Raw genomic sequence first — 23,376 nt, forward strand, 5'->3', positions numbered from 1 at the left:
CAAAAAATACGGTGCATCACCTTTTTTGCGATAGCTTAACGTCGCTTTAGCCACCAATGATCCGCCCTACGCCTTCTACGTCGGCGCTATCTGCGCCTGTCCGCCCGCATCCGCAGAATACCAGACCTCGCTTCTCGCCTTTCGGCACATCGACGCAGAGTTTGTGCCAACTAACCACGACCTCCGAACAATGAGGGCAAGTTGCTTTGAATGGAGACGAAGGAAGTGGGTGACGGCGGTGTCGTGATGCAAGGAGTGCCTTTGCAAACTCATACTCTTCCTGATCCATTGCGGCCCAATCATCATCAGTCGCCGCGACCTCGTACAGCAAAATGACATTATAAGAGTCGAGGGTACGATCAGGTGTCGTACGAGCAGATATTTTTTCGAGCACGGGCCATTCTGAAAGGGTGTATACTTTGTCTGATTGCATTTTGTATTGGCTCCAAACTTGAATTGATAAGGGCTTTGGCACGCTAGCGCTTGGCCTGTCTGCCTGCGAATAAAACGCAAACCAATCGGCCACGTGATCTGTTACGGCTCCGCGACCCTACCGAAACCCAAATAGGTTGCGGGTACCTTGTTAGTGAGCCAAACACCGTTGTCGGCGCGAAAAAACTCAAAACCGTTCTCAAACATTCGTTGCGCCTCGACACGTAAAACAACAGGTTTTCCGTGTCGTTGCCCGACGCGTTCAGCTGTATCGGGATCAAGCGAGAGATGAACCTGCTTACGGCGTCCGGGGTTCAACCCGTCGGAAAATATCGCATCCAAATTTGCGCTGGCCGTGCCGTGATACAGCTCATCCGGCGGGCGCTGAGGTTCCAGGCCCAGATCCACATCAATTGAATGGCCCTGAGCCGCTCTAATGCGCTGGCCATCATCAGACAGGGTGAAGCGTTTCTTATCGTTGCTCTCAACAAGCTGAATGAGCTCATCGCGGCTTAGCTTGCGATTGGCTTTCTTCAGCTTCCGCAGCAAATCATCAACACGAACCCACCCGTTTTTATCAAGCTGAAGACCGATCTCTTCAGGTTTGTGCCGAAGCACCAAGCTCAGAAATTTGCTTTCTCTACTCATCTCAACACCTTCACAACTCAGGCCAGGCAATTTCATCATGTGAGAGCGGCAGGCGATTGGCCAGCTCTTCTACGCCGGAGGTCACCTCACTCCGCCTGAATATGCGTCCACCACACTCTTCGGGCATTTGGATAAACGGAACCCGCTCCTTTATGAGCTGGTCGCCGACTTTCCGGGTGCTGCCTCCCAGAAATTCCGCATAGTGTTTTCCGGGAATAAAGCGCTCCAGAAACCGGTCAACAGAGCTATACGGCACCACCTGCACCGACTTCCGGGACACCGGATGACGCGCCCGGTCCAGTTTTAAATGGCCTGTGTCCACCAGATAGCGGACGGCAGATGCATTGATCCCGAAGAACCCCGCCAGAATCGATCGCAGGTATCCGTCCGGCCTGATCAAACGCAATGCCTCAGCGACCTCTGCCGGGTCCAGAAGCACGGACATATAGCCGTCCTGCTCGGCATCCCTGACCACGGTCTTCAGCTCGCCGCTCTGGATCAGTCGCACCACATCAACCGCGCCAGCAACGGCTTTGCGACAAACGGATTGAATACCGACCAGCCCATCCGCATTTGCTACCGTTGTGCGCGGCACAACACTGGCGAGGAACGCATCGAGTTGCCCTTCATCGTAGTATGGTCTCCCGACAGGGGAGCCTGCGATGGGTCTGATGATCCCACCTGCAACCAGAGCACCAAACTGCGCTCTCGGCGCATTGATCTTTTTCTGAGCCGCAACCTGACAGATCGCTCCCGCAAAGTTTTTGACCAGTGGCGCCAATGCCTGTGCGTCGAGCACAACACCTTTCGCAGAGCTACCTACCTGACCCTCCGGCTTCAGAAACCCGTTTGCACCGAGCAGTTCCACTGTCTGACGGCGGCCGAGCCCCAGCTCACGTCGTAAGGTTTCAACACTATGAACGCGACGGGTCGTACAGGTCTTCCCAAGCACCAGATCGCCTTCGCCGATGGGATAGGTCTCGGTGAAGAATTTCCTGACCATATCCCGCAAGGGCTCGTATTGCTCCGCATGGGATTGCTCCAATCAGTTGAACAGGCAGCCGTAGTTTCTGCGCGAAAGTGATATGGGGGAACCGGCCTCACGATGCAGTCGCCTCAGCAGGCGAAACAGCCCTTCCTCGCCTTCGGACAGGAGTTCAAAACCCCACGCACCTGCACGACGCTTCTCATTATCGGATAAGTGCTTCAGCTTTGCATCGACACCAAACAGATCGACAACTCCGAAGATCTCGGCGCCAAGCGCAACCGCACCGAACCCGATATTGTCGAGCCATGTGCCCTGTTTTTCACCCGCTAACCGGCGGGTGAGATAGTCTTCCAGACCTGTTGGGACCTGCCATGCACCCAGCTCTCTCACCTGATCCGCCCCCAGATTGAGATCTCGGATACGCCCGGCAAAATCATGGGGACCACGACTGTGCGAATAGCTGTTGTCGTCATACAGTCTGACTTGGTGGTGTTGGCACGTCCGGATCGAAGGCACATGCCAGGCACATCTTTGCGCCGCACCACCGGCGGTGTCTGTAGTAACATCATCCGCAACACATTCCGGACAGAACCGCAGACGCCTGCGCGTGATCCAGCGTTTCTCAACTAGCTGCCCGACCAGCCGGTACTGCCCAGTGGATACTTTGCAAACAACACCACACATCAGTTGAGCAAGTTCCACTCCGCCGACCCGGGCGAGGATCGAAAGGGCCCGTTCGTCGCCGTCAGCGATGGCCTGAAGCGTAAAGCCCTGATCGGTGCAAAACTCCGAGGCAAAGGAAAGACCATTCGCCCAGGCAAGCCGGGACGCGAATGATGCCGGGGTTTCCCCCGGCATCAAAGGAACAAGGATCGGCAACAACGGCATTATGCAGCCCCCCTCTTGATTGCTGGCGCTATCTCCAGCTCTGCACCGCTGAGAAGTTGACCTGTCTTAATTGAGCGGAAATTCTCAGCAATGAATGGGTTCAATGCATCAACACAGCGCTTCTGTTTCCGATAGGCCCCCGCGAAGTGACTTTGTTCAAGGGTTTGGTTTCCATTGCGCAATGCCAATTTGATAGCCGATATGATCAGCCCGATTTTCGACCCGAACTCGTAGCGGGCCGCATGCAGCAGTCGTCGCGCGAATGCCGATGTCTCAAGCGTTTTGCCGCGCGACAGTTTTGCCGCATCAAGATAGGCACCCAGCACGCCCATTATCTCATGCCCATGGGCGGCATAGCTCATGGGCGCAAAATGCACGGGCTCAAACCGTCGGCTGAGCTGTTCATCCCGGTTAATCAGATCCAGGAGTTCACAGGTGCCACTGAGGATCAGGCTGACCGGCCATTCCGCGTACTCCAGACAGGACTTCCAGACCAGCATCACCTGATCAAACTCAGATTTCGACTTGGTCCTCAGGATATGCTGCGCTTCGTCAAAATGCAGAAAAAGCGTCTTATGGGAGCGCGCATAACGCATCACCTGCCGCCAGATCGAATGGCCTGTCCGCGATCCCTTGCTCTCATATCCATATGCCTCGATGGTATCGCGACCGACACCTTTGATCGTGGCTTCTGACGCCAAGCGAACTGTCAATGCCTGATTAGATGGTTTCCCATAAGCCAGATGAGGGTGTTTCAGCAGAAGGTGTTCGATGCCAAAACTCTTACCGGCCCCTGCATTGCCAATGACAACAATGCCGCGCTGCGCAGTCACCCTGCCAGCAGCTGTATGCGCTTTGCGTCGGTAGAGAATATCATCAACCTAATCCCGGAGTTCCAGATAAGTGTCATGGGCGATAAAGCGGTGTTCAAGGTCAGCCACGATGTGGCTGACCTCCTCACGGGACATATGTGTCATTGTCCGTCCTCCATACGCCAGCGCGGGCGTGAGATCGACATGGTCTTCTCTGCGTCATCCTCCTTAGGAGTGATCTCCGGGAGCTGTGGTGGCGCCACCTCTGCTCTGGCGATCACACCATCAAGGAGACCTCTTTTTTTCCTGGAAACCGTGGGGGTGATGCCCGCCACGACATCCAGTCCAAGCCAGAGATGCTCCCGATTGCGCTCAACATCTGCCTTGGTCGGGGCAAGCGCTGAGAGCCCAAGCCGTTGAGAGGCAGCGCGATCCTCCTCTGAGAAGTCTGCGAATGCCTGATCAATGATATCCTGCGTCAGTTCTGCCTCCGCCTCAAAACGGCGGCGCAGATTGCTGCAGGCCTCGGTCCACAGATCCAGCGACAGACCATCAAACCCTTTTGCCAGGGGGCGGGCAACAACCCAGACACCATTGAGATTGACCTCAATCATACCAAGGTCCTGATGATCCACCCGGATCTCAACCTCGAGATCGGGATTGGCCAGGAAATGGTGCCGAACCATCTCACAGGTGTAGAAGATGCCCGCAAACCGAACCCCGCGTCCGGAAATACTCCGGGTGTATTTCCGACCGAAGGCCCCGAGGCGCTCAATTCGGCTGGGAGGGCGCGGCTTGCCAACGGTCGAGCACAATTCCCGCCAGCAGTTCAGCGGGGTCTGTCCACCGATGCCCCCATGGGGCTTGTTGTTATATACATCCACAACAAAGCGAACCAGGATCCGGGTCAACTCGTCATCAGCAAGTGCAGCATAGTCTTCAGGTATGAAGTCACCTTTTTCTACGATGTTCGAATAGGTGCGCGCACTCAGACGCTCCATCAGCTCCACCCCGAAGGTCCTGAAGCAGCGCTCAATATGTCCGCGAAGCTTGGGCACACCCGCAGGCGGGAACATGACCGTTCCGCGAAGATCCGTCACAGCGCCCCGGAAATCAAAGTTCGCAAAGGCCGCCCCCTGATCCGAGGCAACAGTTTCAAAACCAGTGCCCGGCCAGTCTGGAAGCGTGCAGCCAAAAAGGCGGGCAAGGTCCGCTTTATCCCGGGTTGCCAGGTCCAGCGCCGCGATCGCATCTTCGGTGTTCGGGGTTGCGCAAACCTTCACCGAGAGGATCAGTCGCGTTCGCACATCGATCACGACATAGATCCAGCGTCGCCCTTTCGGCAGTGCTTTGATCTGCTCCTCTGTCAGATGACCGAAGACACCGGCCTCCGCAAAGAAGGTAATCAGGTCGACCTTCCATTCATCGATTTCCAAACGCTCCCCTGGCCGCAGGACATTCAGTCCTTCGCCGATGATTGCAAAATGCCGGTTGGCCGCTTCGAGGCCCTGGCGCTGGCACATCACATGGTAAGGCTCAAGACGACATATCTCTCTGTAGATTGTGCTTTCTGCGGGAACGGCCAATGGCGGCAAGCCGCGATCGATCCGATACGCATTCGCCAGCCGGAAAGCCCGTTTTGTCTGGCGAATAACGCTCTTCTTCGACGGGCGCTTGAAGCTCGCATACCGATCCGCGCACTTGCGAAGCAGGGCGGCGCTCTCGGGACCAAATTTTACCTTCGTCCGTCCCGCAAGATAGCGTTTGTCTATGAGCGCTAGAACGCACCGACCACTAGCCTCATAAGCGCGGACCCAACGCAGCAAGGCCGAAGAGCCTGGCGGGTCAATCTCGTTGCTTGACCGCTTCTTTCCTCCATATTTGCGCTTCCCGGTATCCTTATCAGGCTGCGGAATCTGCACGGTGATTTCCTGCGCCACACTCCGGATCCAGATCTCCACATCTTTCCAGTAGCGGCCAATCTCTCCGCGTGCTTCAGCATCCAGAAAGAGATCGCACCAGGCCTGACGGAAGAAGACCGTTGAGCGCTGTTTTGCAGGCAGATGGGTGACAATCTGATCGGCAAACTGCACGCGCTGTCGGACGGCCTCTTCACTGTGATAGCCATCACGAATGGTGATGTGACCGGTCTTCAGACCTTCGTTGATCTCATCATAGGTGAGCTCGTCAAAGACAATTTCTCCTTCACTCCAGCGACTGATGATGACACCTAGCGGCCCTTGTTCCACGAGAAGACCAGGGACGTCACCTTGCTGAATCTGCGAATAGGGCTCGAGACGAATGATATCAGTCATTGCAAGCCTCCCTCGACCAGCATGTCGAGATCAATAACCCCGTCCTGGATCGGGCGCAGAATACCGGCATAGATCGCTTTGAATATTTCCGGCCAAGCCCTGCCGCCAATAGCGGCTCTCGCAACCAACTCGCGGATCGTGACCGGCAGATCGATCTCAGCCGCAAGCTCTGCGATTATCGCGGCCGCCTCCGGGTCATCCTCACGCCGGTAGGCAAACAGGCGCCGTGCATTCAGCGCCTCCCACTGGTCGTAGTTTTCCTCAGTGATCAGCACAAGATTATCCGCGAAGTCATCGGGCATCGCTGCCGCGACATAACCCAGCTGCACCTCAAGGTTCTGCGCTCTGGCGCGTTCTGCCGGTTTGATCTCGGCAGCATACTTGCTCCCATCAGCGAAGGTATAAAGTTGATCCACTCTTTTACTACGCTTACGGCCATCGGCATCGATGTATTCAATGGCAGGCGGCTGCTCGACCATGTCAGCCACAGGATACAGCGCTGATGTCGTGGTGAAGGCATCAAACTCACCAAGGCTGTCGAAGACGACTTTCTGACTTTCGCCCCCGTGGGGTCGAAATGCGCCTGTCTCGACGAAAGTACGCCCTCGCGAGCGCTCAGACAGATTACACGTTGAACGGCTGTCCAGCGGGGCTTTGAAGATTTCTTTTTCCATGTTTTTTGATGGTGTACGGGATCATTCCCTGAGCAATATGATCAGGGTGAACCGCACACATTCCTCTTGTCGAATGGTGGAAGGCGGCCGAACACGACCGTTCGGGTCAAAAGACCCGGCCGCCAGACTTGACTTTTGAGGGGATTCGAGAGACCTTCTGAGTGTCGGGTACCAATCGACGCAAAGGCCCTTGAGAGTCCGCTCTCGGGGCTTTTCTATTTTCTAGATCATCGTTTCATATCCCTCTTCTTTCCAGAGTCGGCCACCGGCCAAAGGTCTTCGACGCGAAAACCTGTACGCTCAGCGATCCCTGTTTCGATCTCCGCCGACCGCCTACGCCCGGCAAGTACGTTCGACACCGCCGAACGACTATACCCGATGCTCTCGGCCAGCTCGGTGATTGTGGTCTGAGCCATCCCGAGATGCAGTTTCACAATCTGCTGGCGCATGTTGTTGGCATCCATGTTTCGTGGCCTTTTGGCAGGAACTAACGTTTCCGATGATGTCGGGTCGAACCTTCTATCACCCTGGATTCTAAGAGATTACCCACTGCCAGAATAGGTCCAAAATGATTCAGCCGAGTAATTATTTTACATTATTAATCAATCACTTATAACCACTCACCATCACAAAGTTAATGTTTAATTCTGCCATTAACTCCGCGAGTGAAACGAACGTTTCTGTGAGCCCGTCAAATTCCTTATGGCGGTCATCTTATCGGGACAGCGTGAATGTCGGCATTGATTGGGAAGGACTTCCGTGCTGCATGGTTTTCTGAGACCGCGAGACGTGGCACAGAATTTCCTACTTACAAACACAGGCAGGAGGAGGTGCGCGGGAGCGTGAACTCGGACGCCTGCGCAGGCGGCAACCTAGGCCTTCAGCAGACATTTACGTTGGTCTTAGCTTGGTCTGACGACATCTCGAAAGCCAACATTGCTGCTCTACGAGCATACAGGAACAACAAAATTCTTGCACCATGGGCGGAGCATCAGATTCGATAGGAGTACCTTCTATTGGACATCTTGGGTAAGGCAGCGTTTGCGACCAATCGGACACAGTTATGTTGCAATTTGGTCACCAGATGCCGAGAGCGTGGTCAAAACCTTTGCTTGAATCATCGACCCCGATTAGGTGACAGTCTCCAACTGGTCCATTGGACCCAAATCGTAACCCCAAGCAAGGAAAGGGACATACATGCTAATTCGTCATTTCGCCCTTCCGGGGCCGATCAACACCTAAGCTGAAATCAGATCAGGTTTGATCCAGCTCGCCGGCTCGTGGCTGGCGCATCTATATACGTTTATTGGGTACTATCTTATGGGCAATTCTGTCTTGGATGGTCGCGCGTCAGCTGTGTCCGGCGACGGCGTCATCACGAAATTCTATACAACTGCGGCCTGGATCGAAGGACGGGCCGAAGCGCAACTCGAAGAAATCGCCGGCTGGACCGGAGTGCAAAAAATCGCGGCCTTTCCCGATTTACACCCGGGCAAATACGGGCCGGTTGGATGTGCCGTTCTGGCGGGCCGTATTTTTCCGCAACTGATCGGTAACGATATCGGTTGTGGCATGTCTCTGTTCCAGCTTGATCTGCCTATGCGAAAGCTGAAGCTGGAGAAAGCGCTGCGCCGGATGCGTGTTCTTGGAGAACCTGTATCTGAAGATCAGCGCTGGCGACTGGAAGATGCTGGCCTGCCAACCGATCTGTTTGCCACATCGCTCGGTACGGTTGGTGGCGGCAATCATTTCTGCGAAGTGCAAACTTTGGCCGAGGCGGGTGACGGCATCCGCCTCGATGCATCGCGTCTGTATCTGCTGGTGCATTCCGGATCGCGAGGTTTTGGAAATGCCGTTCTTGAGGCTGTACCTCAGGGAGCCTATGCCGGACTGCACGAGGATTGCGACGCGGCTCAGTCCTATCTGAGAGATCATGACAAAGCGGTTCGTTGGGCCAGCCTCAATCGTCAGGCCGTTGCAGAACGCGCATCCGAGGCGCTGCGGGCAGACCTGACATTGATTGTCGATGCCCCGCATAACCTACTTGCGCGGCATGGCGAGGGCTGGCTGCACCGCAAGGGCGCGGCAGTCGCCGAGCAGGGATTTGTTCCGCTTGCCGGATCGCGGGCCAGTGAAAGCTATCTGATGGCTCCGAACGGTCATGACGACTCACTAAGCAGCCTCGCTCATGGTGCCGGGCGACGCTACGACCGATCCTCGATGCATGGTCGAGTACGGGCCAAGAAATCCGACATTGAGACCATGCAGCGCACATCCTTTGGCGGGCGTATTCTGTGCGAGGATCGCGACCTTCTGATTGAAGAAGCGCCTTTGGCCTACAAATCGGCCAAGTCCGTCGCCGGAGACCTGGAGCGAACAGGTGCTGCGTATTCTGTGGGTGAGTTCCATCCGCTTCTGACCTTCAAGAAAACGCGTGACGGGAGGCCGTCATGATTACATCCCGACATATTTCACTCTTGGTCACCAGTGGCAGCGGGCCGGCAGAATGCCAGCAAGCCGTTGCAGGCGTGCTCGAGGCAATGCGCATCGAGGCCGAGCTCATCGCCGTGGACTTCGACACCAATGGGGTGCGTACAAAACACGGCTATAAGTCCGTAGTGGTTCTGGTAAGCGGTGCCGACGCGGAGGCCTTCGCCATGAATTGGCGCGGTACGATCCAGTGGCGGGCGCAAAGCAATCTGCGTCCGACGCATAAACGGGCCAATTGGTTCATTGGGGTGTTCGACCTGCCTGCACCGGTGCAAACACCTGACCGCATTCATGCGCGTGATGTTGCGTTCGAAACCTTCCGCGCTGGCGGACCTGGCGGGCAGCACCAGAACACGACCGATAGCGCAGTGCGGGCGACGCACAAGCCAACGGGGCTTTCGGCGGTGGCGCGTGAAGAGCGTTCGCAGCATCGCAACAAATCACTGGCATTGGAACGCCTGCAGCATCTGATCGCCGCGCAAGCCGCAGCGGATGAAGCCGCACAAAAGGCGGGCTGCAACGAGCTGCACTACGCGCTCGAACGCGGCAATCCGGCGCGGTGCTTCAAGGGTCGCGATTTTCGCGAAGTGAAAGGGGGTTAAGATGGAAGCATTCGATCAATTCCTGACCAGCGCCCTGACCAGCGATTTTTTCGCGGGCGGCTTGGCGCTCGGGGCATTTGGGGTCGCGGCGGCCTTTCTGCGCATTGTGTTCATGGCCATGTACCGTGTGATTGTTCGGCGCGTTTGGGTGAGCCTGACACTCGATAACCGAAGCGCGGCCTATCGTCATTTCTGTATCTGGATGGAGCAGAACAGTGTTCTGTCTCATTCGCGCCATGTGCGCTTGACGGATGGCAAATGGGCTCGGGGAACAAAGGGCTATGCACCGGCTCCCGGGCGGCACTGGTTTTTCTGGCGGGGAAAGCTCTGCAGCCTAGAACGCGACATCAATGAAAAGTCAAAAGTGGGTGCATCGCACAACCAGCGCCCGATGGAAGTATTGAATGTCACCGTCCTGTTCGGAAAGGTCGAAACGATATTGGGCTGGATCGCTGAGGGACGTGCACTTTCCCAAACCAGGGATCGCATCGGCCCTGGCCTCCATATTCTGAAAGGGGATTGGTGGGATCATGTCGGGGATGTCCCGCGCCGTTCCGTCAATACGATACTGGTGGATGACGATCGTATCGGGAAAGTGTTGGACGACATGCGTTGGTTCTATGGAGCCAGCGACTGGTACGCGGAACGTGGTGTTCCCTGGCGGCGGGGGTATCTGTTTTACGGCCCTCCGGGCACGGGCAAATCGAGCCTCATTCGCGCGCTGGCATCAGACCTGTCATTGGATATCGCGTCGCTGGATATCGGGCGCGTCACGCTGACGGATGATGATCTGCGTGAAGCGATGATGTGTGCCCCCAAGGGGTCCCTGATCGCAATCGAGGATGTGGACGCCGTGTTTACGCAGCGCGAAGGTGGCGAGAAACGCTCGGGCGTCAGCTTCTCGGGCTTGCTCAATGCCATCGATGGCGTCGCGGCTCAGGAGGGTCGTGCTCTGGTCATGACCACAAACCACAAAGAAAGGTTGGACCCGGCCTTGATCCGTCCGGGCCGCGCTGATGTGCACACCGAGCTTGGATTGGTGGGTGCAGCAACAGCCCGCCGACTGTTTGAGCGCTTTTTCCCCGGTGAGCGCGACTTGGCCGAGGCATTCGAACAGCGGTTAGGAGATCAACGACTCAGCCCCGCCCAGATACAAGGGTGGCTTTTGGCCAATAGCGCCGACCCAAAGATTGCAGCGCAAGCTTGGGAACTGGACAGCCCAAAACAAGATATGGCGGCCGAGTAAGCGAGCACGAGCGCCCGCTAAATCTTGCGTCCGGTTGGCTGCTGTGCCACCTCAAATCGAGGACATTTCAGCGAAGCAGATCAATTTCACGAGTTTTTTCTTAGGACCTGCAAGGAGATGGGCACGATTTAGTGGCCCATATGTGAATACTCGCCAAGCCTGGACTTGATGAAGGCCCGGAAGAGTGGATTTCGAGGAAATGGAATTTTGAATTGCAATTTCGTGCAAGGTTCTCGAGGTCGCTAGCGCACTTCAACCCATAAAAACTGAGCCGAGAAACCAAATACACCTTAACAAACAGCTTTGGGCTGCATTGCAGACAGACTCGGACTGTGCTGAAAGCGCGCATTTGCAAAGGTTGCTGCGAATGACGAAGTGAGACCACTCCGAGAAAAGGCGATTGCATTAACGAGCGCCAAGTCATGAACGGGACAGAGCGGACTGTCTGCAGGCATGTAATGGACCGCTTTCTGTTTTTCGAGAGGATTGCGCTGCCCATGAACGGACAGTCATCAGAGTCCGAGTTCTTCTCTCAGGCGCGACAGGCGCTGCATTGCGTTGTACTGCCAACCCGGTCGATAGTCTTGGCGGTAGGCGCTCCCACCTGACAACTCAAGAAATGGACGTTCCTCCAGGATCACAAAGTGCTCACGAGACCCATCAAGCGCGTGGCTGTTGTGAAGATTCAACCAGACCAAACTTTTGATCTGTGTAACAGGCCGCAGCGTGTCAATTTGTGTCGTGCCAATGTCAAGACGCTCAAGTGACGGTATTGCTGCGACGGGCGACACATCGGACACCCAGGTGTCATGAAGATAAACCAACTTCAGGTTCGGCAAGCCCTGAAGCGGTTTGAGATCGGAAACTCGTGTCATGTTCAAGTCAAGATGTTCGAGAGTCGCATTACCTTCCAGCCCGGTCAGATCGCTTAAGCTGGTTCCCCGTGCGTTCAGGTACTTTAAGTTTGGAACATTACCGATGTTGGCTGGCAGCTTCCGAAGATCGACAAGGTCGCTGAAATTTAGGTTATTGGTTCCGGCAGAAATTGCATCTTCAACCCGCTGCTCGGCTACAATAAGCTGTTGGTTTGCATTTCTCATCAGTTTGAACTGCCACGCCGCAAATGCGGCTAAGGCAATAATAAATAGTAAGATAATTTTCCTCATACAATTGGTGGTTACCGATCGAATGTGGTCAATCTGTGACTGCTGCGCTTGGGGCAAAAGCAGGCATTTATCCAAGCCGCGGTCTCTGCACTACAGGCTCTTTGCCGCCTGTTTCTGCAGTGAGCTTGAACAAGCCATTTGAGCCCCAAGCTGCCGTTGATCCCATTTCTACCTTTCGCACACGCAGAGAACCACAAACGCACGGAAGCGGACGTCGACAGTCCGATGCCGGTTGGCAGGTGGGCGGACGAAACGAACATAAACTCAATGTCTGCTGTGCGGTAAGCAGCGCCAAGCCGAGGTTCAGGAGCGCTTGTCCGGGGCCGTTCCAAGGATCACAACAAGCTGGTCGCCAAGCTCCACGAGTTGGCGACGGTGGAGAACTTGCCGGCGCAGGTATTTGCGCTCTAGGCTCCGACATACCTACCGCTAGGGCGAGGGTCCCAGCGCATGGTAGACGTGACGCTGAGAGATGCGCACGAATAAGGCGCCCTGCGAACAACAGTGGCTAACTTTGGTATGCAAATTCCTCAAAACGACTTGTTCAATTAGACAAGCAAAGTTCCGATGCTTATTGTTACCAATAGAGATCCAATGAGTGCGCCGATCTGTTTCAAATAAAAGGCAGAGGACTGCAAAAACCTGAATACCTTTCCCCTTTTGCTATGCTGATATCCTCCAGCTACATTGTTTGCCGCGTTGGACGCAGCAAACCATCCAAACGCATACTGCACATAGTCCAGCATAACCACCACGCATCCTAGCAACGTCGCCAGGAGGGTTGCGTTCTGCCACTTTGGGTCGAGGCGCGAAAACAATTCGGCTTGGTCTGAAACAAGTGCTATGCCAAGGGCAGCGAGCGCAAATCCTATGTACCTAGATAGCTCGCTGATCTTCAAAGAGAAAAAGTTCTGGTTTTCTCTTTGGTTTTTACGTCTTTCTGCTGGGTCCATCAATTCACCGCTTTCTCGGACCGCGCGGTCCGCCCCACCCGTCGTCTGCAGATGCAACTTTGTCTTTGAGTGCTTTCGAGATCGTCATTTTGACGACTTTGTCAGCTTCTTTTCTGAAGGCTTCGCCCGTTGCAGGGTTGCGCACCATTCTTTCAGGTCGCTCACGGGCATAGATTTTTCCTACGCCGGGAAGTGTAACTGCACCGCCACTGGAAACTTCCTTTGTGATAATTTCAACGATTGCATCGAGCGCATTGCTTGCCGACTTTTTGTCGGTATTCATTTCCTCTGCTAATGCAGCTATGAGCTGCGTTCTTGTTAATGGTTTTGCCAATTCCTATCTCCGCAAATTCTCAAATTGCTGTGACCAATAATCCACTTAGGCAGAGATCGCGCCCAGAAAGTAATAGCTTCTCACGCAATCATTCCTGCTAGCGATGTTCGCCGAGCTTCACAAAATTTTCAAGAAATAACAGCGGTTTTATGCATATAGTCGATCTATCCACGCTGTATGATGCAAGCCGCCTCCACCAACTACACGTCTCAAACACCTTTCCAGTCGCGCGTCCTGTCGCTGCACATCGGTTGGGCTTGCTGTTGGATGGCGGGCGGGATTGCGGCAAGCCATGTGTGTGATACTTGAGGTGTTCGGCCTGGCGAAGCTGCGCGGTGGACGAAGCCGGACACTTATCACTTGCAAGATGCTGCGTGAGGAGAGGAGTCGGAATAGTCATTCGCTGTAGTGAGCATTGATGGGAGGTGAGAGCCCAAAGCCGCCTTTGATCACGCTTCGGTCTATCGCACATGCAGCGGATCGCAAACGCGCGAAAGCGGACGTTCAAAATCAAGTATCTGATGGCTGGTGAGCGGGACCTTCCGGACCTTCACGGCAGTGGCTCGAATGTCCGGTTGCAGCGCTTTTCATCACCACGCCCCGGTAAGGCCAAATGCGCAAGTTCTGGGTCGAATTCAGGTTTTTCAGATGCGAGCATGCTCTAGCCACTGAAAGTTGAGAGTATGGAAACGAACATCAGACAAAAACTGGCTGAGAACAAGTGGAAGGGCGAAATCGGCTTTACCATCGAAAGCCGCGAGCCGGAACGCGTGGTTGCCAGAATGCCGGTAACCGAAGCCGCAAAGAATCCGTTTGGGACGATGCACGCTGGCGCCCTGATCTGGTTTGCCGATATCGCAGCAACCTTGTGTGCCATCGGCGACCTGGACAGCATTGGTGAAGACGGGTCGGGTTTCCCGCTCGCCGTTGATCTTCATACGGTCTTGTCGGGTAACGAAAAGGCGGGCGATCTGATTGCAACCTCCACAACGGTCAAACGCGGCGGCAAACTCATTGTCATTCGCACCGATGTTCGCGGCGACACGGGGCGGCTGTTGATCGACATGACAACTACGCATCTGCGCGCCGGTTGACCAATTGGATAGGCGCCCGCGGTACTTGCGGCGGGCGCGCATTTCCTTGCCTCAAAGTGTCGTCAGGAAAGCCGTCAACTGATCAATGGTCGCTTCATCCGTGCGTCCATTGGTAACGCAGGCTCGCAAAACCGGTTTTCCCTCGAACACCGCCTTGGAAATCCAGAACCGGCCATCTTCATGAACTGCATCGACATAACGTTGTACAGCGTCGTTCCCTTCCGGCGGAACCATGCAACTCACCCCCATGAGAGACCGGTTTGCCTCCGTCCAACCTGCCTTTCTAAGGTTTTCCGTGAACCGGTTGGTCAGGCGAATTGAGCGTTCAACATGGTCTCCGTAGCCGTCCCATCCGGCAGCACCAAGGGCGAGGAACAGGCGCAACCCCACGAAGCGGCGCGACCACTGGTTGGAATTCACATAGAAATCCTTGGCCGCCTCGCTTTCCGGCATGTAGCTGGCCGAAATCCGGAAAACTTGGGCCGGTATGTCGGGGCGTGAGGTCAGGAACATGCCAGCCCCCATCGTGGTGGCGAACCATTTATGGGCGTCAATCGTGATTGAATCCGCCTGTTCAATGCCATTCAACACTGACCGTCCTGCCGTGCTGGCAATCATCGCGCCACCCCAGGCCGCATCGACGTGAAACCACATGTCATGCTCTTGCGCCAGAGTGCTGCAATCCTTGAGTGGGTCGATCATCCCGGCATTCGTAGTGCCAGCCGTGGCCACGATCAGGACCGGGACGCATCCGCTTTTCAGATCCTCATCAATGGCGGCCGCCAGACAACCCGCGTCCATCTGCCCTTGACCGTCGGTCGCGATCAATCGAACGGCGTTGCGTCCAATGCCCGCTGAATGCGCCATCTTCAACCATGCAAGGTGGCTTTCCTTCGAGACGTAAATCGTCGGCTGACCACCGAACGCATAGATGCCCTTGTCGCTGTACTCCGGGCATTTGGCCTGCAAGGCACATAAAACAGCCGTCGAATTGGCCTCTGCCCCACCACTGGTGAAATGCCCCCCGGCCCCCTTGGGAAGCCCGGCGCGCCGGGCCAGTTCATTGATGACATGTTGTTCGATTTCGACAGCAGCAGGCGCATGAGAATACACACAGATTTGCGGATTGAAGGCTGATACAATCCGATCCGCACATTCTGCGGCAAACGTAGGTGCCGGATTGAACAGGCCGAGATACCCCGGATGCGTCATCTGCACGCTGCCAGTGTCGAGCGCATCAATCACCCAGTCCATCAGCGGTTCAAGGTCTTCTGCTTGGTCAAACCGTTTGGACTGCAGCTCTTCCAACCAGTCAGGCGTCAACTCAGCCGAGGTGGCCTTGCGGCTGGCATAGTTGCGGCGTGCCTGGCTCAAACGTTCAGTCAACGCGTTTTCCGCATCCGTTAACTGATCAAAATCCGGGAAGAGTGCGTCGCGTCCGTGCATCGGGAAATCCTGTGATTGTTCAGTGTGAAACTACCCACACTGAATTGGCACTTCGACCCGAAACATGCGGTATTCACGGGGCTATCATTCCAAGGTTTCTATCCAGATGTGAAGCAAAGACGGCTTTCGGCACATCGCTTCAAAATGTGCAAAGCACAGCATCGGGCAAAATGGGCTCAAAACGGTCGTTTTCTGCGGCAAGCATAGGCAGGCAGGATGAGCCCTTACCGGCCGTTCCCGGATGAATTGAGTATTGCGCATGCATTCATCTGAATGCGGCACTAAAGGGACATTCAGCGGAGTTCAACGAAAGCCGGGTGGGCGCAACAGAGCTGATCTACCTTAGTATGCCCAAACATCGCGAAAATAGGCTATGCTTTCCATTATCAGAAGACAGGAGATTGCCATGCTATACCCAATCGCGGAACTTGAAGCCGATAAACTCAATGCGGTTCGGGAACTTGAAAAAGAAATTGGAAGCCCGGTTGTGGCTCTTACCGCTGTTGAAGCTGATACTGTGACGCTGCCAAAAGACCAGCTCGAGAAACTGCAGGCCTTGGAGGATAAACTTGACGTCGTTCTCGTTGCGGTGCGGCCTAACTAACTTACTTGATCACACTGTTTAGGCCACTGCGCTGGTTGCGCCTCGCAAAGCGGCCCTTTCTAATTGTTGGAATTGCCGGACCTCCACTGCCATATTTGGAGTGCAGATACCGAATGCCGGGAACCCGCGCATTCCGGATGTTCCAAATCCAGTGTCGGATGGCCGACAAGCGGATAAACCCGACCTTCACTACCTAAACCGCAGAAGCTTTTCTGGAAGAACTAACCAGCTGCTACAGCGCATTTGAGTTGAGCCAGCGCAGTTTTTAGCCTTGATCTTGGACACGCAATATTCAACCTGCCGAAACGCGAACTTAGGTGGCCGAAAGACACCCCTCGTGTGATCGCCCAGCCGGCTTGGTTTCTCAGGAATGTGTCAAGTTCTTCCGGGGCAAGCCCCAGGCCGTCGAAGTCGAGCCACAAAAGGAATGTCCCATCCGGTTCGATCAGGTCGACACCTGGTATGTCTTTCAGACATTTTCGGGTGAGATCTATGTTGGCCCACAGATAATCCAGCATCGGCTCCAGCCATGGTTCACCAGAGGTATAGGCGGCCTCCATCGCCACGGATGCGAAGGCATTGTTCTTGTTGACTGTTAGTCGGCTATTGTGCGCTTGCAGTGCGCTGCGACGACCGTCATCCGGCACCACTGAAAAGGAAGAACAGCAAGATGCGATATTGAAACTCTTGGCTGGCGACAGACTAGTGACGGAGTTGGCACCTGCCTTTTGCGAGATGCTGGCAAATGGCGTGTACTCGTGGCCCGGAAAGGTGATGTCGCAGTGAATTTCGTCGGACACGACGAACACATCATGTCTAGAGCAGATGTCGTCAACCTGTCGAAGTTCCTCTCTGGTCCAGACCCGCCCCACCGGGTTGTGTGGATTACACAAGAACAGCATTCGAATATCGGGTTGCGAGGCGAGATGCTCCAGCCCAGCGAAATCCATGCTGTATCGGCCCTCCTCGAACACTAGGGCGTTCTCTGCCACCATGCGTTCATTTTCGGCGATGATGTCTGCAAAATCAAAAAATACCGGCGGCTGTATAATGATTCCGTCACCCGGCGCGGTGAAGCAATTGACCGCCATGGCGAGTGTGTTGAGCACATTGGGAGCACGCAGGATGTGCTGTGGCTCGATTTTCCATTTGTGGCGACGCTCCGTCCAGCTGATCAAAGCCGGGACCAAACCGTCCGGCACGGCTTCGTAGCCGAAAAGGTTGTGTTTCAGACGCCTCTCGATAGCAGCCGTGATACAGGGAGCGACACGGAAATCCATGTCGGCGACGCCAGCGGCAAAAAGATCCGCGCCATCGGGTCCCAGAACTGTTTGATGAAACTTGAGCGCTGGAACCTCGCGCCTGTCGATGACCTCATCAAAATCAAAGTCAGGCATCTCGGCCCACGTCCTGTGCTATCTGATAAAGTGCATCGCCTCGGTTTGTTTGTGCCATTGCGCGCATCGCCAATACCACACCTCCAAAGGTGGATTGCACTTGCTCAGGTGCGCGTCCCGGAGTGTCCGGATGGTGAAGTTGTGCCACGATTTCACCCTCTGAAACGAGATCTCCGATACCTTTCAGCGGCTCGAACAAGCCTTCATAATAGGAGTAGATCACGCCCACGGCATTCAGCAGGCGAGTCCCTCTTGAGGCGTCTGGCACATAATGTGGCAGCATCCCCAAGACGTTCAAAATGCGGCGTAACCCACGTCGCGTGAAAGACAAAACCCCGGGCGTCACTGCGTTGCCACCGCCTAGCTCGGCCATAACGTTGATCACCCCCTTGCGATTAGCGGCTCCCATAGCAGTTCGGGCAGTGCTGTTGTGTCCTCCTCCGCCGGTAAACACCCATGCATAAGGCAAATCAAAGGCTTCTGTGAGTATCTGCAAGCCAGCCTCTTCCTGTAGGGTATGTCCAGGCCCGCGCAAAAGCGTGGCGGGATAAAGCAGTGACGACCCACCCGAGTGAAGATCTACGGCATAATCGGCAAGCGGAAGAATGACCTCTTCATGGTAATGGGCGATCATTTCGGAGGGTGATCCTACAGGATTGCCGGGATAGAGGCGGTTTAGATTACCGGAATCCACAGGTGATATGCGTCGACCGTGCTTGGCTGCCGGCAAATTGACCATGGGCAACAGGATCAGGCGACCGCGAATGTGTTCCGGTAACAACTCTGTGGCGAGTTCTGCTACAGCGACTTGCCCTTCGTACTCGTCGCCATGAATGCCGGCCGACAAAACCAATGTCGGTCCCTCTCCATTTCGGATGACTGTGATTGGCACTGGCAGCCACCCGTAAGCCGAGTTGTCGACCGAGTGCGGCACGCGAAGATACCCGCTGTGCTTTCCTTCAGCGGCGAAATCAACATCAGAGGAAATCAGCGTTTCAGACATTCGTTCTCCCCTCTGCACTGTCACGGTTTTGTCGTTTCGAATCCAGTTAGAAATTTGGTGAAGGCTTGTTTGGAGTGTAGGATCGACCAAGACTGCCAAATCGAATGACAGGTCCGCTTAAGGCTCTGCGTTGTTCTTCTCTGCGGCGGGCATCGGGTGGAGGCAAGAGTCCAAAGCTGTCATTGCTGTTCGGCTGAAATTTCCTGAGCGAACTAGACAAATAACGGCGCTTATTCACTCAGTTCAGTTAGACTACACTCGCAGCGAACAGTTGCAGATTGCTTTTTGATATGGGGTGACCCACACCATCCTGAAGCCTTTTCGCAAAACCTTGACGTGCCAGCGCAATAAAATCGTCTCGCGGATTGCCAAGTTGGTTCCACACACAGCGCATCAACAACGCTCAACCGGAAGGGACCAAGAAATGAAAAAGACACTGATTACCTCCGTCACCGCATTCGCCATTGTTTTGACTGCTGGAATGGCCATGGCAGGCCCATTGCGTGACCATGGCCAACGCGGGCTTACGCATGACGCTCGCTCTTCAATATCGCAGACACGTAACCACACTGATCGGACGGCCAATACCCACCAGAGCACTAATCTCTCTGACAGTAGCTTTGAATTGTCGTCAGCGCGCGATTTGGGTCAAACGAGCCTTTCCTCGACGCAGCAGCTCGGAGATGCTTCTGTATTGCTAAGCAACGAGTGGTACAAATTAGAGGGCCTCATCGGGAGATACAGCCCCGGGCGCTAGTCGGGGATGTTCGCAAAAAAGAGCCCACTTGCGCGGGGTTCTGGCTTTTGAAGCGAAGCGCGGAATACTATCGACTCAACCTGAGAACATTGACTGTTTCATTGCGTTTCGACGCTGATTGATGACCTCGACGCGTTTGAAAGCACATTGCTATTCACCCCTAACACCCAAACAGATAGCTGTAGATGGGGCAGACGCCTGATTTTCCAAAGGACTGCTAAGCCCGCTCATTCGCCTTTCGCAAGCCAGTCCTGGCTGTCTGGAGTTGCAGGTTCGCGACCTACAGGACATGCGAAAAACCGAAACTTGGCCGACGGCAACTAAGGGCCCATCTCTCATCGGTACCCCTCCGCAGAGAATGGCTGCGTCGAGCCCAAAGCCGCCTTTGATCACGCTTCGGTCTATCGCGAGTGCAGCAAGTCGCGAACTGCAGAAAGCTGACTCCCTCAAACCTTGAAGTTTAGCGAGACAACGACAAATCATGGCGCAGGAGGATATTGTTAACTGAACGTTAACGGAGCGTTCCTTCTGCATTCAATGTTAGTCCTGCATTATAGCGTTCCGTTGTCTTGTCGGGGGCGTCCTGCTCAGGCTCATTCGATCAGATTGGAAGATCCAAATGCTAAACTACTCCCTAACTTTTGCCGTTGCCTCGATGGGAATTATCATTGGTTTTCTCGTAGCCCTTGTTTTTATGTGAAGGCACCAAAACTAGTATAGAAGCTTTCAACTCAGTGTAGTCGATCTGAATAAGCCATCGCCTTAAGTGCGCTACAAGCGGCAAGCGCAGTCTCGTTTATGACTGCCTTTACTTGATCAACTCGTTTTCTTTCTCATGTGCCAATCAATACATCGCATTTCAAACCGCCCAAGCGTTCTGACGCCCCCAGTTCCAGCTTGCCACCGTAGGCGTTCAACAAATCAACAGAAATTGCCAGCCCCAATCCGGTTCCATCGATCGCGGTATCAAGGCGCCCACCGGACCGAAGGGCCTCTCGTCGTGCATATTCTGGAATCCCTGGCCCATCATCTTCAACGCAAATCTCGATGCCAGATCCAACGCGAATTGCCGAGATGTGAAACGTTGTTCGGCACCACTTGAGTGCATTGTCGAGAAGGTTTCCGATCACTTCTTCAATATCCTGAGGATCCATTCTAACACGCAGACCGGTCTGACAATATGAAGTAAGCGTTTTTCCTTCGCGTTCAGCCATGTCGAAAAACAACCTGGATAATCGTTCGATCGAATTCGTCAGATCTGTTCGGGAATGCGTGAGTTCTCCGGTGTTGGACGCCCGCATACGAGCGAGTGAACGACCAAGTTGGGCGTCAATTCGGCTGAGGGCCTCTTCCGCAGGTTCAGTATTTATTCCGGAATCCGACAAGTCCGCCAGTTCGTTTCGCAGAATGGCTGCCGGTGTTTTGAGCGCATGCGCCAGATCCGCGGCTTGCCTTCGTGAACTTGAGACAATCTCCCGATTTCGATGCAACAATTGATTGAGATCTTCTACGAGCGGAGAAACCTCTTCCGGGTAATCTTGTGGCTTCAGATCGTCGCCCTGATCCCAGCGATGGGCCACATCAGCGCGCAACTTTCTGAGTGGGCCAACAATAGCTGACATCAGCAAAAGGGAACTGGCCACCCCGATCAATCCGACCAGCCCAAAAACCGGAAGCAAATTGCTTTGCGCATCCCTGCGCTCACTGATCAGTAAATGTCTGCTTTCAGCAACAGTCACACCCCATTCTGCTCCGTCTTCAAACGCGATCTTTTGAAAGACGCTACGAACAGCCTCGCCATCCGGACCTGTGGTATTCCAGACAATCGCTTCATTATCGTTCTGCGAAGGCGCTGCAATCGTCTCATCGAATAGCGAGGCAGAGGTAAAGGTGAAACCATTGTTATCCATTACTTGCCAATACCTCCCTGAATAGGGTGTGCTGTAAGCAGGATCAAACATCAATTCGCGCAGGATTTCGGGGTCATCTGTCGTAGAACTAAGCCCAACGACAAGCTGGGTGTGACGGTCTATCAACGCTCCGTCGAACTGTTCGAGGACTCGTGTATTGATATACGAGAAAACCACAAGGGTACCAACGCCAACGGACAACGCACCAGAGGCAAGACCTCCAAGCAAGGCACGTTGGCGCAACGAGAGCATCAGGACGGATCAATCATGTAGCCGCGCCCTCGAACAGTTTTGATCAGATCGGGACCCAGCTTCTTGCGCAGGCGTGTCACGAATACGGCTATAGTGTTGGAATCTCGATCACCGTCATATTCGTAGATGTGTTCGGACAATTCAGTACGTGAGACCATACGACCAATGTTGTGTGCAAGATAAGTCAGAACCGCGATTTCTTGTGCGGTAAGATCGACGGGGATTCCATCGACGCTGACCCGGCCGTTTCGCGTATCCAGCGAGACATCACCCATTTCTATCACCGGGTTCATCTGGCCGCTTTGTCGTCGCAGGATTGCACGGACTCGCGCGGCCAATTCTGGCATGTGGAATGGCTTGGTCATGTAGTCATCCGCACCCGCATCCAAACCGTCGACACGTTCGCTCCAACCATCTCGGGCGGTCAGAAGCAACACAGGTGTTTTGACACCTGAACTACGCCATTCACGCAGCACTGAAATACCATCACGTTCAGGCAAGCCAATGTCGAGAATGATCATGTCGTAGGGCTCGGTTGCTCCCAAATGCAATGCATCCGTGCCGTTGTGGGCGACGTCCACCACGCGGCCTTCGGCACCCAGCAGCCTTTTGACTTGCTCGCATAGCTGGGGTTCATCTTCGGCAAGAAGTATTCGCATATCCAGAGACTACAGCTAAATCGACCTCAGCTTCACATTAATTTCTACCATTCCCATTTCCATTCCCGCCGCCGTTTCCACCACTGTTGCCGCCGCCGTTACCGCCGCCGTTTCCACCACTGTTGCCGCCGCCGTTACCGTTGCCGTTACCGTTGCCGTTACCGCCGCCGTTACCGTTGCCGTTTCCGCCGCCGTTGCCGTTTCCGCCACTGTTACCATTGCCACCTGCACTGCTTTGGCTTCCACTGTTCCCACGGTTATCAGAATTGCCCTGACCATTACTGCTTTTGGCTCTCGTTGAATTGGAACGTGCAGCTGCGGAAATCTCGCGCCCGACACTCGAGCGATTTGAAACAACAGTGCCGGTCTCGGCATTCACAATCACACTGACGATCTTACCCCCCGGCTTCTTGATCAGAATTCGGTAGTATATCTTGTCCGTTTTGAAGGCGCGCGCGTCGACCGGAGTACCGCCATAGGCTTTTTCCACACCGTTTATGACACGTTTCAACCGGATCGCGCTTCCTGACAGTGTTGCCATACGCAGCTCGGCCTGTTTGAGCTCACGCGCATCCGCTGCCGCTTGTCCTGCGGACAAGACAGTCAGCAAAGCTGCAAGCAACAAAAACGCTTTGGTCTGCATTAAACCCTCATACCTTTGGCAAAGATTATAGGGCCGTACGTGAACCGCTGATGAACAAGCAGT

The 23,376-nt window shown here is 54.6% G+C and carries 21 protein-coding genes; 5 read left to right on the top strand and 16 right to left on the bottom strand.

Features of this window, described 5'->3' with window-relative positions; translation table 11 throughout:
* Positions 1-534: 534 nt before the first annotated feature.
* The 7 genes from GOX61_RS16300 to GOX61_RS16330 all read right to left on the bottom strand — a co-directional run bounded on the left by GOX61_RS16300 (position 535) and on the right by GOX61_RS16330 (position 7,206).
* Positions 535-1,116, bottom strand: coding sequence for an RNA 2'-phosphotransferase (locus GOX61_RS16300; protein WP_254436898.1), 582 nt, complete (start codon positions 1,114-1,116; stop codon positions 535-537).
* Entirely contained in the window at positions 1,091-2,083 is a 993-nt protein-coding gene (locus GOX61_RS16305) for a hypothetical protein (RefSeq protein WP_170335406.1), read from the bottom strand. The genes GOX61_RS16300 and GOX61_RS16305 overlap by 26 nt, the downstream gene beginning before the upstream one ends.
* A 42-nt stretch (positions 2,084-2,125) precedes the next feature.
* Positions 2,126-2,956, bottom strand: coding sequence for a TniQ family protein (locus tag GOX61_RS16310; protein WP_170335408.1), 831 nt, complete (start codon positions 2,954-2,956; stop codon positions 2,126-2,128).
* Positions 2,956-3,789, bottom strand: a complete 834-nt coding sequence (locus tag GOX61_RS16315; protein WP_170335409.1) for a TniB family NTP-binding protein — start codon at positions 3,787-3,789, stop codon at positions 2,956-2,958. Before GOX61_RS16315 ends, GOX61_RS16310 begins: the two co-directional genes overlap by 1 nt.
* Positions 3,790-3,929: 140 nt before the next feature.
* Positions 3,930-6,083 (bottom strand): Mu transposase C-terminal domain-containing protein, encoded by a 2,154-nt coding sequence (locus tag GOX61_RS16320; RefSeq protein WP_170335411.1) that lies wholly within the window; start codon positions 6,081-6,083, stop codon positions 3,930-3,932.
* The gene (locus GOX61_RS16325) at positions 6,080-6,757 is read right to left on the bottom strand and encodes a hypothetical protein (protein WP_170335413.1); all 678 of its coding nucleotides are present in this window, start codon (positions 6,755-6,757) and stop codon (positions 6,080-6,082) included. The genes GOX61_RS16320 and GOX61_RS16325 overlap by 4 nt, the downstream gene beginning before the upstream one ends.
* Before the next feature lie 227 nt (positions 6,758-6,984).
* The gene (locus tag GOX61_RS16330) at positions 6,985-7,206 is read right to left on the bottom strand and encodes a helix-turn-helix domain-containing protein (RefSeq protein WP_170335415.1); all 222 of its coding nucleotides are present in this window, start codon (positions 7,204-7,206) and stop codon (positions 6,985-6,987) included.
* An 871-nt stretch (positions 7,207-8,077) separates the two neighbouring features.
* Here GOX61_RS16330 and GOX61_RS16335 point away from each other — a divergent pair.
* From GOX61_RS16335 to GOX61_RS16345, 3 genes are read left to right on the top strand one after another with little or no spacing between them, the layout of a single operon-like run.
* Complete coding sequence (locus GOX61_RS16335; RefSeq protein WP_170335417.1) at positions 8,078-9,211, top strand: RNA ligase RtcB family protein; 1,134 nt, start codon at positions 8,078-8,080, stop codon at positions 9,209-9,211.
* A complete protein-coding gene (prfH, locus tag GOX61_RS16340) occupies positions 9,208-9,849 on the top strand; it encodes a peptide chain release factor H (RefSeq protein WP_170335419.1) in 642 nt (213 codons plus the stop codon). Before GOX61_RS16335 ends, prfH begins: the two co-directional genes overlap by 4 nt.
* A gap of 1 nt (position 9,850) precedes the next feature.
* Positions 9,851-11,095, top strand: coding sequence for an AAA family ATPase (locus tag GOX61_RS16345; RefSeq protein WP_170335421.1), 1,245 nt, complete (start codon positions 9,851-9,853; stop codon positions 11,093-11,095).
* A gap of 512 nt (positions 11,096-11,607) precedes the next feature.
* On the opposite strand, the gene GOX61_RS16350 is transcribed toward GOX61_RS16345, so the two are convergent.
* The 3 genes from GOX61_RS16350 to GOX61_RS16360 form a co-directional block, all read right to left on the bottom strand.
* Positions 11,608-12,261 carry a leucine-rich repeat domain-containing protein gene (locus tag GOX61_RS16350; RefSeq protein WP_254436899.1) on the bottom strand — a complete coding sequence of 218 codons (654 nt, stop codon included), beginning with the start codon at positions 12,259-12,261 and terminating at the stop codon, positions 11,608-11,610.
* A 548-nt stretch (positions 12,262-12,809) separates the two neighbouring features.
* Positions 12,810-13,214, bottom strand: a complete 405-nt coding sequence (locus GOX61_RS16355; RefSeq protein WP_170335423.1) for a hypothetical protein — start codon at positions 13,212-13,214, stop codon at positions 12,810-12,812.
* Between the two features lie 4 nt (positions 13,215-13,218).
* On the bottom strand, positions 13,219-13,548 hold the full coding sequence (locus tag GOX61_RS16360; RefSeq protein WP_170335425.1) for an HU family DNA-binding protein: 330 nt from the start codon (positions 13,546-13,548) through the stop codon (positions 13,219-13,221).
* Between the two features lie 683 nt (positions 13,549-14,231).
* Between GOX61_RS16360 and GOX61_RS16365 the strand changes: the two genes are divergently transcribed.
* On the top strand, positions 14,232-14,642 hold the full coding sequence (locus GOX61_RS16365; protein ID WP_170335427.1) for a PaaI family thioesterase: 411 nt from the start codon (positions 14,232-14,234) through the stop codon (positions 14,640-14,642).
* 51 nt (positions 14,643-14,693) lie between these two features.
* Here the strand turns inward: GOX61_RS16365 and GOX61_RS16370 are convergent, their stop codons facing one another.
* The gene (locus tag GOX61_RS16370; protein WP_170335429.1) at positions 14,694-16,088 is read right to left on the bottom strand and encodes a pyridoxal phosphate-dependent decarboxylase family protein; all 1,395 of its coding nucleotides are present in this window, start codon (positions 16,086-16,088) and stop codon (positions 14,694-14,696) included.
* 373 nt (positions 16,089-16,461) lie between these two features.
* Between GOX61_RS16370 and GOX61_RS16375 the strand changes: the two genes are divergently transcribed.
* Positions 16,462-16,692 carry a hypothetical protein gene (locus GOX61_RS16375; RefSeq protein ID WP_254436900.1) on the top strand — a complete coding sequence of 77 codons (231 nt, stop codon included), beginning with the start codon at positions 16,462-16,464 and terminating at the stop codon, positions 16,690-16,692.
* A gap of 221 nt (positions 16,693-16,913) precedes the next feature.
* Here the strand turns inward: GOX61_RS16375 and GOX61_RS16380 are convergent, their stop codons facing one another.
* The 5 genes from GOX61_RS16380 to GOX61_RS22375 all read right to left on the bottom strand — a co-directional run bounded on the left by GOX61_RS16380 (position 16,914) and on the right by GOX61_RS22375 (position 23,313).
* A complete protein-coding gene (locus GOX61_RS16380) occupies positions 16,914-18,089 on the bottom strand; it encodes a MalY/PatB family protein (RefSeq protein WP_170335431.1) in 1,176 nt (391 codons plus the stop codon).
* Positions 18,082-19,092 (bottom strand): succinylglutamate desuccinylase/aspartoacylase family protein, encoded by a 1,011-nt coding sequence (locus GOX61_RS16385; RefSeq protein ID WP_170335432.1) that lies wholly within the window; start codon positions 19,090-19,092, stop codon positions 18,082-18,084. Before GOX61_RS16385 ends, GOX61_RS16380 begins: the two co-directional genes overlap by 8 nt.
* 1,590 nt (positions 19,093-20,682) lie before the next feature.
* Complete coding sequence (locus GOX61_RS16390) at positions 20,683-22,011, bottom strand: sensor histidine kinase (protein ID WP_170335434.1); 1,329 nt, start codon at positions 22,009-22,011, stop codon at positions 20,683-20,685.
* A complete protein-coding gene (locus GOX61_RS16395; protein WP_170335436.1) occupies positions 22,011-22,670 on the bottom strand; it encodes a response regulator transcription factor in 660 nt (219 codons plus the stop codon). Before GOX61_RS16395 ends, GOX61_RS16390 begins: the two co-directional genes overlap by 1 nt.
* Before the next feature lie 37 nt (positions 22,671-22,707).
* A complete protein-coding gene (locus tag GOX61_RS22375; protein ID WP_217353896.1) occupies positions 22,708-23,313 on the bottom strand; it encodes a PepSY domain-containing protein in 606 nt (201 codons plus the stop codon).
* Positions 23,314-23,376: the final 63 nt, after the last annotated feature.

The organism is Ruegeria arenilitoris, from assembly GCF_013030265.1.
Taxonomy (GTDB): domain Bacteria; phylum Pseudomonadota; class Alphaproteobacteria; order Rhodobacterales; family Rhodobacteraceae; genus Ruegeria; species Ruegeria arenilitoris_E.